The sequence below is a fragment of the Paracidovorax wautersii genome (genome assembly GCF_031453675.1).
Classification (GTDB): Bacteria; Pseudomonadota; Gammaproteobacteria; order Burkholderiales; family Burkholderiaceae_C; genus Paracidovorax.
Genome location: NZ_JAVIZX010000001.1, coordinates 2196637 through 2211223, shown reverse-complemented (window position 1 = coordinate 2211223; position 14587 = coordinate 2196637). Strand labels below are relative to the sequence as shown.

Here is a 14587-nt window from a genome sequence, read left to right as displayed (position 1 = left end):
CCGACAGCCTGCACCCCGCCTGCCCACGCCTCCTGCGTGGAATGGGCCTGGGTGCCCACACTTGGGGTATGACACTTTGAACAACGGCTTGACCACCGCCTGCCTGGCACTGATTGACCGCCTATCCCAGACCGTCCAGAAACACCCCAAACGCATCACCGCCGCCGTAGCCACCCTGCTGCTCACCGGCGGCGGCGGCGCCTTCGCCGTGGCGTCCTTCGCACCCGATGCTTCCGACCTGCCGGTGAGCACCGTCGCTTACCCTGTGGAGTCCCTGGCGAGCGACACACCGCTGACCTCCCTGGTCGACATCCCGAGCTACTCGCTCTACCGCTCCGACCAGACCCGCAGCAGCGACACGGCCGAAAGCATCCTGCAGCGCCTGGGCATCGCCGACCCGGCCGCCTCCGCCTTCCTGCGCAACGACAGCCAGGTGCGCCAGAACCTGCTGGGGCGCGGCGGCCGCTCGCTGTCCGCCGAGGCCTCGGACGACCACCGCCTGCTGCGCCTGACGGCCCGCTGGGCGCCGGACGACAGCGGCAGCTTCAAGCGCCTGGTGGTCGAGCGCCAGGGCGACGGCAACTTCGCCTCGCGCATCGAGACCGCCCCGCTGACGGTGGGCAACCGCCTGGCCGGCGGCATCATCAAGAGCTCGCTGTTCGCGGCCACCGACGCCTCCAACATCCCTGACGCCGTGGCCGTGCAGCTGGCCGAAGTGTTCTCCAGCAACATCGACTTCCACCGCGCCCTGCGCAAGGACGACCGTTTCTCAGTGGTCTACGAGACGCTGGAGGCCGACGGCGAGCCGCTGCGCAGCGGTCGCGTGCTGAGCGCCGAGTTCCACAACAACGGCAAGACGCACGACGCGGTGTGGTTCCAGGAGCCCGGCAGCAAGGGCGCCTACTACACGCTGGACGGCGAAAGCATGCGCCGCGCCTACCTCACCTCGCCCGTCGAGTTCTCGCGCATCTCCAGCGGCTTCAAGATGCGCTTCCACCCCATCCTGCAGAAGTGGCGCGCCCACCTGGGCACCGACTTCGCAGCGCCCACGGGCACGGCGGTGCGCACGGTGGGCGACGGTGTCGTCGACTTCGCCGGTGTGCAGAACGGCTACGGCAACGTGATCTACGTGAAGCACCGCAACCAGCACGTCACCGTGTACGCCCACCTGAGCCGCATCGACGTGAAGAAGGGCCAGTTCATCGAGCAGGGCCAGAAGATCGGCGCCGTGGGTGCCACCGGCTGGGCGACCGGCCCCCACCTGCACTTCGAATTCCGCGTCAACGGCCAGCACCAGGACCCGATGACCATCGCCCAGCAGAGCGAGGCCGCCCAGCCCGTGTCCTCCGCGGCCCGCCCGGCCTTCCAGCGTCTGGCCGGCAACATGCGCGTGCAGCTGTCGTCCGCGGCGATGGTGCAGCAGGCCAGCGCGCAGTAACGCCGATCTTCCCCCTGAGCGGCTGCGCCGCTTCCCCCTTCTCTCGGCTTCGCCGGGAAGGGGGACGTCGCCAGCGGCCCGGCGGAGCCGGTTCCGCGGCGTCTGCTGGTCTGAAGCCCACCCTTCGCATACGCCCATGCTTTCCTCCGACCTGACTGCCACCGATCGCTACATCGGCCTGATGTCGGGCACCTCGCTGGATGGTGTCGATGGGGCGTTGGTCGAGCTTGACGGCACGCGGCTGCGGGTGACCGGCTTCGAGTCGGCGGCGCTGCCCGAGGCGTTGAAGGCGGAATTGCTGGCGCTCAACACCAGCGGAGCCGATGAGCTGCACCGCGCGGCCTTGGCCGCCAATGCCTTGACGGCGATCTACGCCGAGGTGGTGCAGCGCCTGCTGGAGGGCGCACAACTCGCGCCAGCCGACATCCGGGCCATCGGCGCGCATGGCCAGACCGTGCGGCACCGGCCTGGCCTGTTCGACGGCACGGGCTACACGCTGCAGCTCAACCAGCCCGCGCTGCTGGCCGAGCGCACCGGCATCGCCGTGGTGGCCGATTTCCGCAGCCGCGACGTGGCCGCGGGCGGCCAGGGCGCGCCGCTGGTGCCGGCCTTCCACCAGGCTGTGTTCGGCCGGCCGGGCGCCACCGTGTGCGTGCTCAACATCGGCGGTATCGCCAACGTGAGCATGCTGGGCGCGGACGGCCAAGTGACGGGCTTCGACTGCGGCCCCGGCAATGCGCTGATGGACCACTGGTGCGAGCGCCATACCGGCCAGCCCTACGACGGCGATGGCGCCTGGGCGGCCCAGGGCCAGGTGCTGCCCGCGCTGCTGAACGCCCTGATGGCCGAGCCCTACCTGCAGCAACCGCCGCCCAAAAGCACGGGGCGCGACCTGTTCCACCCGGCCTGGCTCGATGCCCACCTGCAGCGCCATCGCGACGCGGCGCCGGTGGACGTTCAGGCCACGCTGACCGAGTTCACCGCCCTCAGCGCCGCGCAGAGCGTGCTCGAACATGGGCGGGCCGCCACCCAGCTGGCCGTGTGCGGCGGCGGGGCCCGCAACGGCCACCTGATGCGCCGCCTGGCCGCGCTGCTGCCGGGCGTGCAGGTGGGCCCCACCGACGACCATGGCCTGCCCGCCCAGCAGGTCGAGGCGGCAGCCTTCGCCTGGCTCGCGCTCCAGACGCTGCACGGCCTGCCGGGCAATCTGCCCCAGGTGACCGGCGCACACGGCCCGCGGGTGCTGGGCGCGGTCTACCCGGCTTGAAAGCCATCGAAAAGCATAGCGCGATGCGCTTGATAGCGTTGGATTTCAGGCACAAAAGACTCTGAAATCAAGCATAGAAAAGCGCTGTCAGCTATCGATTCAGAAGCACCTTGACTCCAAAACGTAGCGAGGATACACACCGGGGCGGCCCCAACGCGATGCCGGCGCAGCGGCGCCCGTCAGCCCTGGCCCGACACCTCCGGCCCCTCGCGCGGCGGCGTGCGGGCCTCCTGCGGTAGTTGCCAGAACACGGCGGCCGACACCACCGTGATGAAGCCCACCGTCAAAAAGGTGGACTGGAAGGCATGCGCCACCGCCCCCGGCACCTGCGCGCCGCCATAGGCCTGGCTCCATTCCGACAGCACGGCGCCGGCCACGGCCACGCCCAGGCTCATGGCCAGCATCTGCACCATGGACAACAGGCCGTTGCCGCTGCTGGCACTGGCGCCATCCAGGTCCTTGAGCGTGATGGTGTTCATGGCCGTGAACTGCAGCGAGTTCACCGCCCCGAACGCCGCCAGCTGCACCACCTGCAGAGCCAGCGGCCAGTCCGGCTGGCGCAGCGCGAAGCTGGCCATCAGCAGCCCCAGCGCGATGGTGTTGGCCACCAGCACCGTGCGGTAGCCGTGGCGCCGGATCAGCGGCGTGGCCAGGCGCTTCATGCCCATGCCGGCCAGCGCCGCGGGCAGCATCATCAGGCCCGCGTACAGCGGCGGATACTGCAGCAGCACCTGCAGCGACACCGGGATCAGGAACGGCATCGCCCCGCTGCCCAGCCGGCAGAACAGGTTGCCCAGCAGGCCTACCGACAGCGTGCGCACGCGGAACAGCTGCGGCGAGTACAGCGGCTGCGCATGGCGGCCGGCGTGCAGCCAGTACACCACCAGCGCCACCAGCCCGCCCACGCCCAAAGCGGCCGCGCCACCCCGGCCCAGCCAGCCGGCCGCCTCGATGGCCAGCGAGATCGACACCATGCCGAAGGCCAGCAGCACATAGCCCGCCAGATCGAACCCATCCACGCGCGGCGCCCGCAGGTTGGGCATGTAGCGCGCCGTGGCCACCAGCCCGATCAGGCCCACCGGCAGGTTGATGAGGAACACCCAGTGCCACGAGGCGCTCTGCACCAGCCAGCCGCCCAGCGTGGGCCCGAGCAGCGGGCCGATCAAGCCGGGAATGGCGACGAAGCTCATCGCCTCCAGGAACTCGCCGCGCGGGAAGGTGCGCAGCACCGCCAATCGCCCCACGGGCAGCAGCAGCGCGCCGCCCAGCCCCTGCAGCACCCGCGCCGCCACCAGCTCGTTCACATGCCGCGACAGCGCGCAGGCCAGCGAACCCAGCGAGAAGACGGCGATCGCGAACAGGAACACCTTGCGCGTGCCGAAGCGGTCCGCCAGCCAGCCCGAGGCCGGGATCAGCATCGCCATGGTGAGCGAGTAGGCGACGATCACCGACTGCATGCGCAGCGGGCTCTCGCCCAGGCTGGCCGCCATGGCCGGCAGCGCGGTGTTGACGATGGTCGCGTCCAGCGTCTGCATGAAGAAGCCGACGGCCACGATCCACAGCAGGATGCGACGGTCCTGCGGGTCGACGGGCGGCCCGGGCGGAATCGGAGAGAGGGCAGAAGCGGACATGGCGGTGGAGTGGCGCAGACCGGGGCTCGGCGGCATCACCCGGCGTCGGGAACGAAAAAGCCGCCCGCAGGCGGCTCGTCATGCCGGGAGCGGCCGGTCAGGCCGAGAAGCTCGAGCCGCAGCCGCAGGTGGTGGTGGCGTTCGGGTTCTTGATCACGAACTGCGCACCCTGCAGGTCTTCCTTGTAGTCGATCTCGGCGCCCACCAGGTACTGGTAGCTCATGGCGTCGATCAGCAGGGAGACGCCATTCTTGGTCATGGTGGTGTCGTCCTCGTTCGTGATCTCGTCGAACGTGAAGCCGTACTGGAAGCCCGAGCAGCCGCCACCTTGCACGAAGACGCGCAGCTTCAGGTCAGGATTGCCCTCTTCGGCGATCAGATCCGCCACCTTGGCAGCAGCGCTGTCGGTGAACAGAATGGGGGCGGGCATTTCGGTGGGGGCGATTTCGGCTACGGCACTCATGTATTACTCCTCGGAAGGGTTTGCGGTCGATGCTACTGCAAACCCCGGTGGGCCTCTGGTCAGGTCGCGTTAGACGCTAACTTCAGTGTGGGTTTATCTTCCAGCAGCGCCGTGGCCGGACACATCTGTCCGGAGATCACGCCGCCCTGATGCATTTCAAGGGCCTTGTAGTGCACGTTGCCGGTGATGCGCGCCTTGGGCTGCAATTCGAGCAGCTCCGTGGCGTGGACCGGTCCCTCGACCGTGCCGTTGATGATCACATGGACGGCGTGCAGGGCGCCCTGCACCTTCGCCGACTCCGAGACCACCAGGATGCTGGGCACGTCGGGCACGGCGCGCACATCGCCCACCACCTCGCCGTCGATACGGATGCCGTCGGCGAACAGCACATCGCCATTGACGCGGGTGCCCTGGGCGATCAGGCTCTTGATGGGGGGCTGCTTCTTGCGGGAAAAACATGGTCGGACTCCTCGGCCGGCGGCGGCGCCAGGGGCGGCGCGCCGGCATGACGGGCAACTTACTCGATGGACAGCGTCTGGACGGCGCGCACCGCAGTGCCTTCCAGAACCCGGGCGGTGACGGTTTTTACCACGGCGTTCTCGGGCACATTCAGTACCCCTTCCACCCGGCGGTACTGCTGGAACTGCAGCGGCTGCGACACCTGCGGCTGCGCCACGGACCAGGGCTGCCCGTCGCGCGTGCCGGCCAGCACCAGTTCGAGCCGGCCCTTGAATTCAGGGGCGTTGCGCACGGGCTGCATCACCAGCACCTGCCAGCGCATCTGCTGCGGGCCGGCGGGCTCAGCATGCAGCCCGCGCACGGCGATGCCGTCGCCGCGGGCGGCAGGAATGAGCTTCTCGAAGAAGCCCAGGTCGTCGCGCAGGCTGCGGTTGTCCGCCTCCAGCTGGCGCATCTGCGCCAGCACGCGTTCGGTGGCGGCCCGCTCGGCAATCAGCAGGCTGCTGGCGGAGCTGGCGCCCTCCTGCTGCCGGCGGCTGTCGGCCCGCAGCGTGGCGACTTCCTCACGCAGCCGGGCCAGTTCCTCGCGCGCCCCTGAATCCAGCCCGGCGATGCTCTTGCCGAATTCGAAGGCCCACACCGCTACGGCCGCGCACAAACCCAGCGCCACGGCCAGCACCAGCCAGCGCACCGGCCAGGGCAGGGCGCTGCGGATGGCGACGCGGGGGGCGCTGATCGTCAGGCGGCGCCGCAGCAGGCGAAAGCGCATGGAGGCTCTCTTTCGGTGGATTCAGAAATGCAAAAACCGCCGGAAAGGCGGTTTTCGCGGAAGGTCCCTGTGCAGACAGGGACAGCCTGAGGCTGCCATCGGGGTCCGGGAGCGGCCGGCGGAACGCATCCCGCCGGCAGAGCCATCGTGTCCATGGCAGCCTGCAGAGCCGAAGCTTAACGCTTCGAGAACTGCTTGGCGCGGCGTGCGGAGTGCAGACCGACCTTCTTACGCTCGACTTCACGGGCATCGCGGGTCACGAAGCCGGCTTGGCTCAGTGCGGACTTCAGCGTTGCGTCGTAGTCGATCAGGGCGCGGGTGATGCCGTGGCGGGTGGCACCGGCTTGGCCGGATTCACCGCCGCCGTGCACGTTGACCTGGATGTCGAAGGTTTCGACATGGTTGGTCAGCGCGAGCGGCTGCTTGGCGATCATGATGGAGGTTTCGCGGCCGAAATACTGCTGAATGTCCTTGCCATTCACAGTGATCTTGCCGGAACCCTTCTTCAGAAACACGCGGGCGACGCTGGACTTGCGACGGCCGGTGCCATTGTTCCATTCACCAATCATTCAAGGCTCCTTAGATTTCCAGCGCTTTGGGCTGCTGAGCGGTGTGCGGATGTTCCGCGCCGCCGTACACCTTGAGCTTCTTGATCATGGCGTAGCCGAGCGGGCCCTTGGGCAGCATGCCCTTGACGGCCTTTTCCAGCGCGCGGCCGGGGTGCTTGGCTTGCAGATCGCGGAAGTTCGTGGCCGTGATACCGCCGGGATAACCCGAGTGGCGGTAGTACACCTTGTCCAGGGACTTGGTGCCGGTGACCTTGAGCTTGGCTGCGTTGATGATGACGATGAAATCGCCGGTATCGACGTGAGGCGTGTAAATGGCCTTGTGTTTGCCGCGCAAACGGAGAGCAACTTCGCTGGCTACTCGTCCGAGGACCTTGTCGGTCGCGTCAATCACAAACCACTCGTGCACGACCTCAGCGGGCTTTGCGCTGAAAGTAGTAGTCATGAGTTTCTCTCTGGTAAGAGGGGTTTGGCGGTCCTTTTCCACGGTCGGTGCTTCTCTGAAGGAAGCCTCTTAGGTGGTGATTCAAGCCTCGCCGCGGGACCAGGGATTCGCTGCGAAGCCCGCCATTATACAAACCCGGCCCGCACCGGGGCAAGCGGGTTGTCCGAACGCCCTCACTGGGGTGCCAGCAACCGCTGGCGGCGCCCTTCTTCGGCGTGCTGGCGGCGTGCCTGCACGCAGACCGGGTGGGCCGCCTGCGCGGCCTTCTGGCATTCACGGTGCACGCACATCGGCCGCACAAGAAAGCCCGTGCCCGCGCAGACCTCCTGCGGCCCTGGCCCGTCCAGAAATGCGCGCGACCGGTGCTGCGCGGCGGGCGCCGCCGCGGGGCGCCGTGGCGCGGCGGGGACTGCTGATGGCCCGTCGACGGGCCGAGCGGCGGACACGCGCTGCGCAGACGCGGTGCCGGGGCGCGACGCAGGCCGGACCTGCGGGGTGCGCTCGCCGTGCGCGGCATGCACGGACGTGGAGCGGGATGGCCGCGGGCTGCCGCCCTCCTCAGCGATCCGCAGAAACGACGATGACGGATCTGCCGGAGCCAGCGCCGCGACCGGCGCGCCCCACCCGGGCCCCGCCGGCAGCGCCGCCAACTGGCTCTGCAATTGCCACCACGCACCGCCCGTGCCGGCGACCAGCAGCGCCGCCGCACCGGCAAGCATCCACGGTGCCACGGCCCCGCGGCGGCGATGGGCCTGCGCCCTGCGTCCGCGCAGGACCACGGTTTGCGGCGGGATGGCGAGCGCGGGCTCCGTACAGGTGGGCGAACGGCCTACCAGGGCCGGCCACGCCGTCGGCAGCAAGCCGGGGTGATGCCTGCCGCCAGGGCCGCCGCCGCTGTCGCCAGAGACCCAGGATTGAACCGCCTCCGCCCGAGGCCCCTGCGGCGCCGAAAAGCGGGCCGGTAGCACCGTTGATGGGTCGGCCAGCGGCGAAGGGACCGGGAAGGTCGCCCCTTCCAAAGGTGGCAGCGCCTCAGACGTGGAAACTTCCCGAGCCCCCTCCTCCACCGGACCGGCGGCGTGCCCGCTCCAGGCCGCGCCCAGCGCGGCACGGAAATCGAACGGCTCCGCGCGCTCCGGCGGCTCGGTCATCTCCATGGCCCTCAGAAAGGCGTCGATGGACGCCGGCCGCTCTTCGGGGCGCAGCGCCAGTGCCTGCGAGACCGCCGCGACGAAGGCAGGCGAGTAGCCGGTCCCGAATTCGCGCCGCACCGCGCGGGCAACCTGCGGGAACGGGGCCAGCCGATCGCGGACGGCGCGCAGCGTGGCCGGCAGCGGCGAGGCATTGCTCAGGCAGCCGTGCACCACGGCACCCAGCGCATAGAGGTCGGTCCACGGGCCCTGCGCCAGTTCGCTGCCCGCACTGGGGTACTGCTCGATGGGCGCGTAGCTGGCCGTCAGCACCGTGGCGGGGGCGTGGCGGCGGTGGATGCTGCTGTCCATCGCCTTGCGGGCGGCGCCCAGGTCGAGCAGCACCGGCGGCCCGCGGTCCTGCAGGAAGATGTTGTCGGGCGAGATGTCGCGGTGGAGAGTGTGCGCGCCATGCAGCTCCCGGAGGGCGCTCAGCACCGCCCACAGGACCTGGCGCAGCCAGGCCTCGGGCGGCGGGGCCACCATGCGGGCGCGGGCCTGCTTGAGCGTCATGCCCTCGTACAGCGGCATGACCATGTAGGCGGTCTGGTGGGCCTCCCAGAAGCGGAACACTTTCACCAGCGAGGGATGGTCGAACTGGGCCAGCAGCCGCGCCTCTTCCACGAACGACGCCAGCCCGGCCTGGAAGGAAGGCTCGTCCGACGAGGACCGCACCCAGAGCGACTGGTCGCCCGTGCGGTGCGCCAGGGCGGCGGGCAGGTACTCCTTGATGGCCACCGGGCGCAGCAGCGAATGGTCGAAGGCCCGGTAGACCATGCCGAAGCCCCCGGCGCCCAGCACCGACAGGATCTCGAACTCGCCCAGCCGCGTGCCGGGCGGCAGGGCATCGGCGCGGCGATCGGCGGCGCTGGCGGGGGAAGGAGGTGGCGTTCCGGGCATGGGTGGGGGATCGCCGGGCGGCAGGGGGCAGCCCAGCTTCCGTATCGGGACCATCATGCGGCGGCCTGACCGGGCACCGGTAACCAAGCGCACCCGGTGTGCGCAGGTGCGCTGCCCCGTTCGCCGACCCAGCGAACCGGCGCCACAGGGGCGCCGTCTGCCGTCGGGCGCACGGAAAGCACTGCGCGCTGGTTACCATTGGCCCATGTTCAGTTATCGCCACGCCTTCCACGCCGGCAACCACGCCGACGTGCTCAAACACACGGTGCTGATTGCCACCTTGCAGCACCTGATACAGAAAGACGCGGCTCTGGCCGTGCTGGACACGCACGCCGGCGCGGGCCTGTACCGCCTGGACGGCGACTACGCCAGCACCAGCGGCGAGGCCGGCGACGGCATTCTGCGGCTGCTGTCCGCCCCCGCGCTGACGCCTGCTCTGCAAGACTACGTGGACATGGTGCGCGCCTTCAACCAGGGCAGCAGCACCAAGGTCTACCCCGGCTCGCCCTTCATCGCACAGCGCCTGCTGCGCGACCACGACAAGCTCAAGGTGTTCGAGCTGCACCCCACCGACATGCGGGCCCTGGCCGGCAACGTGGCGCAGTTGGAGGCCGGCCGCCAGGTGGCGGTGCTGCACGAGGACGGATTCGAAGGCGTCAAGAAATTTCTGCCTCCGCCGTCCCGCCGGGCGCTCGTGCTCTGCGATCCCAGCTATGAAATCAAGAGCGACTACGGCCGCGTGCTGGACATGGTGGCCGACAGCCTCAAGCGCTTTGCCACCGGCACCTACGCCGTGTGGTATCCGATCATTCCGCGCCCCGAGGCGCACGACCTGCCCCGCCGCCTCAAGACCCTGGCCGTCAAGGCCGGCAAGTCGTGGCTGCATGCCACGCTCACGGTGAAGAACAGCAAGCTGGTGGAGTCCGCCGACGGCGAGAAGCGCCGCCCGGGCCTGCCGGCCAGCGGCATGTTCCTCATCAACCCGCCCTTCACGCTCAAGGCCGCGCTGAAGGACGCGCTGCCGCAGATGGCCGAACTGCTGCAGCAGGACCGCCACGCCGCGCACAGTCTGGAATCGGGCGGCGGCTGAGAGCCCGCCCGCCAGCGGCTGCCTGCACGGCGGCCCCGGCGCGCTTCAGCGGCGGGCGTTGCGCGAGCGCAGGGCCTTGCGCACGGCCGGCTTGCGGGCGGCTGCGGCCTCGGCCCTGGCGGCCGCATCTTCGGCCGCATCGGCCTCCTTGGCCATCACGGGGTTCTCCAGCACGCCGTCGGGGCAGGTGTCCTCGTCCTCGCCCAGCAGCCACAGCTGTACCGGCTTGATGCCCAGGCCGGTCATGCCCAGCTCCTGCGCTGCCGCCTGGCTCAGGTCGATCACCCGGCCGCCCGAGAACGGGCCGCGGTCGTTGATGCGCACCACCACGGTCTTGCCGGTGACGGCGCTGCGCACGCACACGCGCGACCCGAAGGGCAGCGTGCGGTGTGCCGCGGTGAGTTCGTAGCGGTCGAACCGCTCGCCGCTCGCCGTGCGGCGGCCGTGCAGGCCCGGGCCGTACCAGGAGGCCAGCCCCTGCTGGTCGCTTTCGCGCGCCGGCTCGGAGGGCGCTTCTGCTGCGGGCACGTCCGGAGCGGGCGGCGGCGGGGCGACGATGGCAGGTGCCGCGCGGCGGCCGCGCACGGAGCCCTGAGCCGGCGCAGGCGGGGTGCGCACGGCGGCCGGTGGGCAGGCATCGGCACTGCCGGACTCGGCCACGCAGGGCGCGACCGCGCCCGCCGCCGAGCCGTCCGGCGTCGCCACGGGCAGGGGCGCGCAGGCAGCGAGGGCCAGCGCAGCGCCCAGGCCCAGGGCGCCCCGCCAGCGGCGCCCGCAGCGCGCCATGCCCTCAGCCATGCAGCCCCAGGCGATCGCACAGCCCCAGCGTGGCCGCGCTCTGGTTCATCGTGTAGAAGTGCAGCGCCGGGGCGCCGCCGGCGCGCAGCTGCTCGCACAGGCCGGCCACCACATCCAGGCCGAACGCACGGATGCTGGCCGTGTCGTCGCCAAAGCCCTGCAGGCGCAGGCGGATCCAGCGCGGGATCTCGGCGCCGCAGGCGTCGGAGAAGCGCATCAGCTGCGACGAGCCGAGGATGGGCATGATGCCCGGCACGACCGGCACGTCCAGGCCCAGGGCCCGCACGTCGTCCACGAAGCGGAAGTACGCGTCCGCGTTGAAGAAGTACTGCGTGATGGCCGAGTCGGCGCCGGCACGCACCTTGGCCGCGAAGGCCTGCAGGTCGGCCTCGGGCGAACGGGCCTGCGGATGCACTTCCGGGTAGGCGGCGACCTCGATGTGGAAGTCGTCGCCCGTCTCGGCGCGGATGAAGGCCACCAGATCGCTGGCGTAGTGGAACTCGCCGCCCGCGCCGTAGCCGCTGGGCAGGTCGCCGCGCAGGGCCACCAGACGCTTCACGCCCATGGCCTTGAGCGTGGCCAGCTGCTCGCGCACGCTGCCCTGGGTGGCGCCGATGCACGAGAAGTGCGAGGCCGCGTCCACGCCCTCGGCCAGGATCTCGCGCACGGCGGCAAAGGTGCCCTCTTGCGTGGAGCCGCCGGCGCCGTAGGTCACCGAGCAGAACTCGGGCCGCCGCGCATACAGCTGCTGGCGGATGCCGCGCAGCTTCTCGGCGCCTTCCGGCGTCTTGGGCGGAAAGAACTCGAAACTGATGGGAAACGCGGGGGGGTGCTGCGCGCTCATGCCGGCTTCCTTGCGTGGATGAAGAATTCGCGGTTGCCGTCGCCGCCGTCGATGGCGCTGTCATGCCAGCCCACGACCTGCAGCCCAGCCTGGGCGCAGGCATCGCGGATGCGCTGCTCGACCACCGGGTACAGCGCCGCGTCGCGCACGATGCCGCCCTTGCCCACCTGGCCGGGCTGCAGCTCGAACTGCGGCTTGACCAGCATGAGCAGATCGCCACCCGCTTTCAGCAACGGCGCGGCGGCGGGCAGGATCAGCGTGAGCGAGATGAACGACACGTCGCCCGTCACCAGATCGAACGCGGGCGTGACGTCGACGCCTTCGCGGTCCGCGCGGCGGCGGCGTACCGTGGGCAGCGCGCCCTCGGCACGCGCCCGGGCCTTGGCCGCGCGCTCAGCCTTGAAGGCCTCCACGTCGTGCTCCTTGGCGTCGTCGCTGTCGTCGTATTCGTCGTCCACCTCGCCGCCGTTGCGCATCCAGGCATAGGGCGCGACGGGCTGGGTGTCGTTGTCCTCCGCGTCGCGCTCGACGCGCTCGGACAGCGCCTCTTCGCAGGCGTCTTCCAGCGACTCGGCCGTCATGGCGCGGGCGTTCAGCCCCTCGACGCCGACCACGCGCACGTCGGCGCGCAGGCGCTCATGCAGCTGGCCGTGGCCCACGTCCACACCGATCACCTGCGCGGCGCCGGCCCGCAGCAGGCAGTCGGTGAAGCCGCCGGTGCTCTGCCCCACGTCCAGGCAGCGCAGCCCGGCCACGGACAGGCCCGTGGCACGCAGCGCGCCTTCGAGCTTGAGCCCGCCCCGCGACAGGTACTTGGCCTCGGCCGCGTCGAGCAGCTCGACTTCGGCGATCTCGGGAATCTCGTCGCCGTTCTTCGCGACCTTCGTCCACGGCATGCCGGGCGACAGGCGCCACTGCACGCCCGCCGCAATCAGCCGCTGGGCCTGCGACCGCGTCGTGGCATGGCCGCGCTCCACCAGAAACACATCTGCGCGCATGGCGCCTTCCTATTCAATTTTGATAGCTGGCAGCGCTTGCTGGCAGCCATTTTCAGATACTTTTCTATTGCAAAGCTTTTGCACATCAGCGCAAGCAGCTATCAATTTTGCGCAGTGCGTCAACTCCCGCACCACACTAGGCCAGCGGCAGCCGCGCAAGGGCCGCCCCGCAGCGCTGGCTGCGTCCCCCTCCCCGCGCGCAGCGCGAGAGAAGGGGGAAGGCGCGCAGCGCCTCAGGGGGTTGCTCAATACCGATACGTATCGGGCTTGTACGGGCCGGCCTTGCTCACGCCGATGTACGCAGCCTGGGTGTCGGTCAGTTCGGTCAGCTGCGCGCCGACCTTCTTCAGGTGCAGGCGGGCCACCTTCTCGTCCAGGATCTTGGGCAGCACGTAGACCTTGCCGGCCTCGTAGTCGCCCTGCTTGGTGAACAGCTCGATCTGAGCGATAGTCTGGTTGGCGAAGGAACTGGACATGACGAAGCTGGGGTGGCCCGTGGCGCAACCCAGGTTGACCAGGCGGCCCTTGGCCAGCAGGGTGATGCGCTTGCCGTCCGGGAAGATCACGTGGTCCACCTGCGGCTTCACTTCTTCCCACTGGTACTTTTCCAGCGAGGCGACGTCGATCTCGTTGTCGAAGTGGCCGATGTTGCAGACGATGGCCTCGTTCTTCATGGCGATCATGTGCTCGTGGCGGATCACGTCCTTGTTGCCCGTGGTCGTCACGAAGATGTCGGCCTTGTCGGCGGCGTACTCCATGGTCACGACCTTGAAGCCTTCCATCGCGGCCTGCAGGGCGTTGATGGGGTCGATCTCGGTGACCCACACCTGGGCGCGCAGGGCGGCCAGCGCCTGGGCGCAGCCCTTGCCCACGTCGCCGTAGCCGGCCACCACGGCGACCTTGCCGGCGATCATCACGTCGGTGGCGCGCTTGATGCCGTCCACCAGCGATTCGCGGCAGCCGTACAGGTTGTCGAACTTGCTCTTGGTGACCGAGTCGTTCACGTTGATCGCGCGGAACAGCAGCGTGCCCTTGGCGGACATCTCGTTCAGGCGGTGCACGCCGGTCGTGGTTTCTTCGGTCACGCCGATGATCTCGGCCGACTTGCGGGTGTACCAGGTGGCGTCTTCGGCCAGCTTCTTGCGGATGGCCGCGAACAGGATGCGCTCTTCCTCGCTACCGCCGTTGCCGGCGACCAGGGAAGCGTCCTTCTCGGCGCGCTGACCCAGGTGCATCAGCAGCGTGGCGTCGCCGCCGTCGTCCAGGATCATGTTGGGGCCTTCGCCGGCCGAGCCCTTGGGGCCGAAGTCGAAGATGCGGTGGGTGTAGTCCCAGTAATCTTCCAGCGATTCGCCCTTGATGGCGAACACGGGCGTGCCGCCTGCGGCGATGGCGGCGGCAGCGTGGTCTTGCGTGGAGAAGATGTTGCACGAGGCCCAGCGCACGTCGGCGCCGAGTTCCTTCAGCGTCTCGATCAGCACGGCGGTCTGGATCGTCATGTGCAGCGAGCCGGTGATGCGCGCGCCCTTCAGGGGCTGCGATGCCGCGTATTCCTCGCGGATGGCCATCAGGCCGGGCATCTCGGTCTCGGCGATCTTGATTTCCTTGCGGCCCCAGTCGGCCAGGGAAATATCGGCAATGACCAGGTCGGCCGGGGTCTTGAGAACTGCGCTCATGGGTTTCTCCAACAAAGGACGTTTGTGAAAAACCACGCTCTGGGAAAGGCACT

The 14587-nt window shown here is 69.5% G+C and carries 14 protein-coding genes; 3 read left to right on the top strand and 11 right to left on the bottom strand.

Annotation, left to right across the window (positions count from 1 at the left end):
* Positions 1-76: 76 nt before the first annotated feature.
* Both QE399_RS10025 and QE399_RS10020 read left to right on the top strand, forming a co-directional pair.
* Positions 77-1438 carry a M23 family metallopeptidase gene (locus QE399_RS10025; RefSeq protein ID WP_309828414.1) on the top strand — a complete coding sequence of 454 codons (1362 nt, stop codon included), beginning with the start codon at positions 77-79 and terminating at the stop codon, positions 1436-1438.
* A gap of 136 nt (positions 1439-1574) precedes the next feature.
* Complete coding sequence (locus QE399_RS10020; RefSeq protein WP_309828412.1) at positions 1575-2705, top strand: anhydro-N-acetylmuramic acid kinase; 1131 nt, start codon at positions 1575-1577, stop codon at positions 2703-2705.
* A 179-nt stretch (positions 2706-2884) separates the two neighbouring features.
* Here the strand turns inward: QE399_RS10020 and mdtD are convergent, their stop codons facing one another.
* From mdtD to QE399_RS09985, 7 genes are all read right to left on the bottom strand, one after another.
* A complete protein-coding gene (mdtD, locus tag QE399_RS10015) occupies positions 2885-4336 on the bottom strand; it encodes a multidrug transporter subunit MdtD (RefSeq protein ID WP_309828410.1) in 1452 nt (483 codons plus the stop codon).
* 97 nt (positions 4337-4433) lie between these two features.
* The gene (gene erpA / locus QE399_RS10010; protein ID WP_309828409.1) at positions 4434-4799 is read right to left on the bottom strand and encodes an iron-sulfur cluster insertion protein ErpA; all 366 of its coding nucleotides are present in this window, start codon (positions 4797-4799) and stop codon (positions 4434-4436) included.
* Between the two features lie 59 nt (positions 4800-4858).
* Complete coding sequence (locus tag QE399_RS10005; protein WP_309832007.1) at positions 4859-5230, bottom strand: bactofilin family protein; 372 nt, start codon at positions 5228-5230, stop codon at positions 4859-4861.
* An 86-nt stretch (positions 5231-5316) separates the two neighbouring features.
* Positions 5317-6027 carry a DUF6776 family protein gene (locus tag QE399_RS10000; protein WP_309828407.1) on the bottom strand — a complete coding sequence of 237 codons (711 nt, stop codon included), beginning with the start codon at positions 6025-6027 and terminating at the stop codon, positions 5317-5319.
* A gap of 176 nt (positions 6028-6203) precedes the next feature.
* Positions 6204-6596: a 30S ribosomal protein S9 gene (gene rpsI, locus QE399_RS09995; protein ID WP_309828405.1), complete on the bottom strand. Its 393-nt coding sequence runs from the start codon at positions 6594-6596 to the stop codon at positions 6204-6206.
* 10 nt (positions 6597-6606) lie between these two features.
* Entirely contained in the window at positions 6607-7038 is a 432-nt protein-coding gene (gene rplM, locus QE399_RS09990; protein ID WP_026437700.1) for a 50S ribosomal protein L13, read from the bottom strand.
* A 173-nt stretch (positions 7039-7211) separates the two neighbouring features.
* Positions 7212-9128: a serine/threonine protein kinase gene (locus QE399_RS09985; RefSeq protein WP_309828402.1), complete on the bottom strand. Its 1917-nt coding sequence runs from the start codon at positions 9126-9128 to the stop codon at positions 7212-7214.
* A 205-nt stretch (positions 9129-9333) separates the two neighbouring features.
* Between QE399_RS09985 and QE399_RS09980 the strand changes: the two genes are divergently transcribed.
* Complete coding sequence (locus QE399_RS09980; protein ID WP_309828400.1) at positions 9334-10218, top strand: 23S rRNA (adenine(2030)-N(6))-methyltransferase RlmJ; 885 nt, start codon at positions 9334-9336, stop codon at positions 10216-10218.
* A 45-nt stretch (positions 10219-10263) separates the two neighbouring features.
* On the opposite strand, the gene QE399_RS09975 is transcribed toward QE399_RS09980, so the two are convergent.
* The 4 genes from QE399_RS09975 to ahcY form a co-directional block, all read right to left on the bottom strand.
* Positions 10264-11016 carry a septal ring lytic transglycosylase RlpA family protein gene (locus QE399_RS09975; RefSeq protein ID WP_309828398.1) on the bottom strand — a complete coding sequence of 251 codons (753 nt, stop codon included), beginning with the start codon at positions 11014-11016 and terminating at the stop codon, positions 10264-10266.
* On the bottom strand, positions 11009-11860 hold the full coding sequence (gene metF / locus QE399_RS09970; RefSeq protein ID WP_309828396.1) for a methylenetetrahydrofolate reductase [NAD(P)H]: 852 nt from the start codon (positions 11858-11860) through the stop codon (positions 11009-11011). Before metF ends, QE399_RS09975 begins: the two co-directional genes overlap by 8 nt.
* Positions 11857-12858 (bottom strand): TlyA family RNA methyltransferase, encoded by a 1002-nt coding sequence (locus QE399_RS09965; RefSeq protein WP_309828394.1) that lies wholly within the window; start codon positions 12856-12858, stop codon positions 11857-11859. The genes metF and QE399_RS09965 overlap by 4 nt, the downstream gene beginning before the upstream one ends.
* Positions 12859-13103: 245 nt before the next feature.
* Complete coding sequence (gene ahcY, locus QE399_RS09960; protein WP_309828392.1) at positions 13104-14534, bottom strand: adenosylhomocysteinase; 1431 nt, start codon at positions 14532-14534, stop codon at positions 13104-13106.
* Between the last annotated feature and the right edge of the window lie 53 nt (positions 14535-14587).

Excerpts from the sequence above, each read along its gene's own strand:
- QE399_RS10020 (WP_309828412.1), top strand. The coding sequence starts at position 1,575 with ATGCTTTCCTCCGACCTGACTGCCACCGATCGCTACATCGGCCTGATG.
- mdtD (WP_309828410.1), bottom strand. The coding sequence starts at position 4,336 with ATGTCCGCTTCTGCCCTCTCTCCGATTCCGCCCGGGCCGCCCGTCGAC.
- erpA (WP_309828409.1), bottom strand. The coding sequence starts at position 4,799 with ATGAGTGCCGTAGCCGAAATCGCCCCCACCGAAATGCCCGCCCCCATT.
- QE399_RS10000 (WP_309828407.1), bottom strand. The coding sequence starts at position 6,027 with ATGCGCTTTCGCCTGCTGCGGCGCCGCCTGACGATCAGCGCCCCCCGC.
- rpsI (WP_309828405.1), bottom strand. The coding sequence starts at position 6,596 with ATGATTGGTGAATGGAACAATGGCACCGGCCGTCGCAAGTCCAGCGTC.
- rplM (WP_026437700.1), bottom strand. The coding sequence starts at position 7,038 with ATGACTACTACTTTCAGCGCAAAGCCCGCTGAGGTCGTGCACGAGTGG.
- QE399_RS09985 (WP_309828402.1), bottom strand. The coding sequence starts at position 9,128 with ATGCCCGGAACGCCACCTCCTTCCCCCGCCAGCGCCGCCGATCGCCGC.
- QE399_RS09980 (WP_309828400.1), top strand. The coding sequence starts at position 9,334 with ATGTTCAGTTATCGCCACGCCTTCCACGCCGGCAACCACGCCGACGTG.
- QE399_RS09975 (WP_309828398.1), bottom strand. The coding sequence starts at position 11,016 with ATGGCTGAGGGCATGGCGCGCTGCGGGCGCCGCTGGCGGGGCGCCCTG.
- metF (WP_309828396.1), bottom strand. The coding sequence starts at position 11,860 with ATGAGCGCGCAGCACCCCCCCGCGTTTCCCATCAGTTTCGAGTTCTTT.
- QE399_RS09965 (WP_309828394.1), bottom strand. The coding sequence starts at position 12,858 with ATGCGCGCAGATGTGTTTCTGGTGGAGCGCGGCCATGCCACGACGCGG.
- ahcY (WP_309828392.1), bottom strand. The coding sequence starts at position 14,534 with ATGAGCGCAGTTCTCAAGACCCCGGCCGACCTGGTCATTGCCGATATT.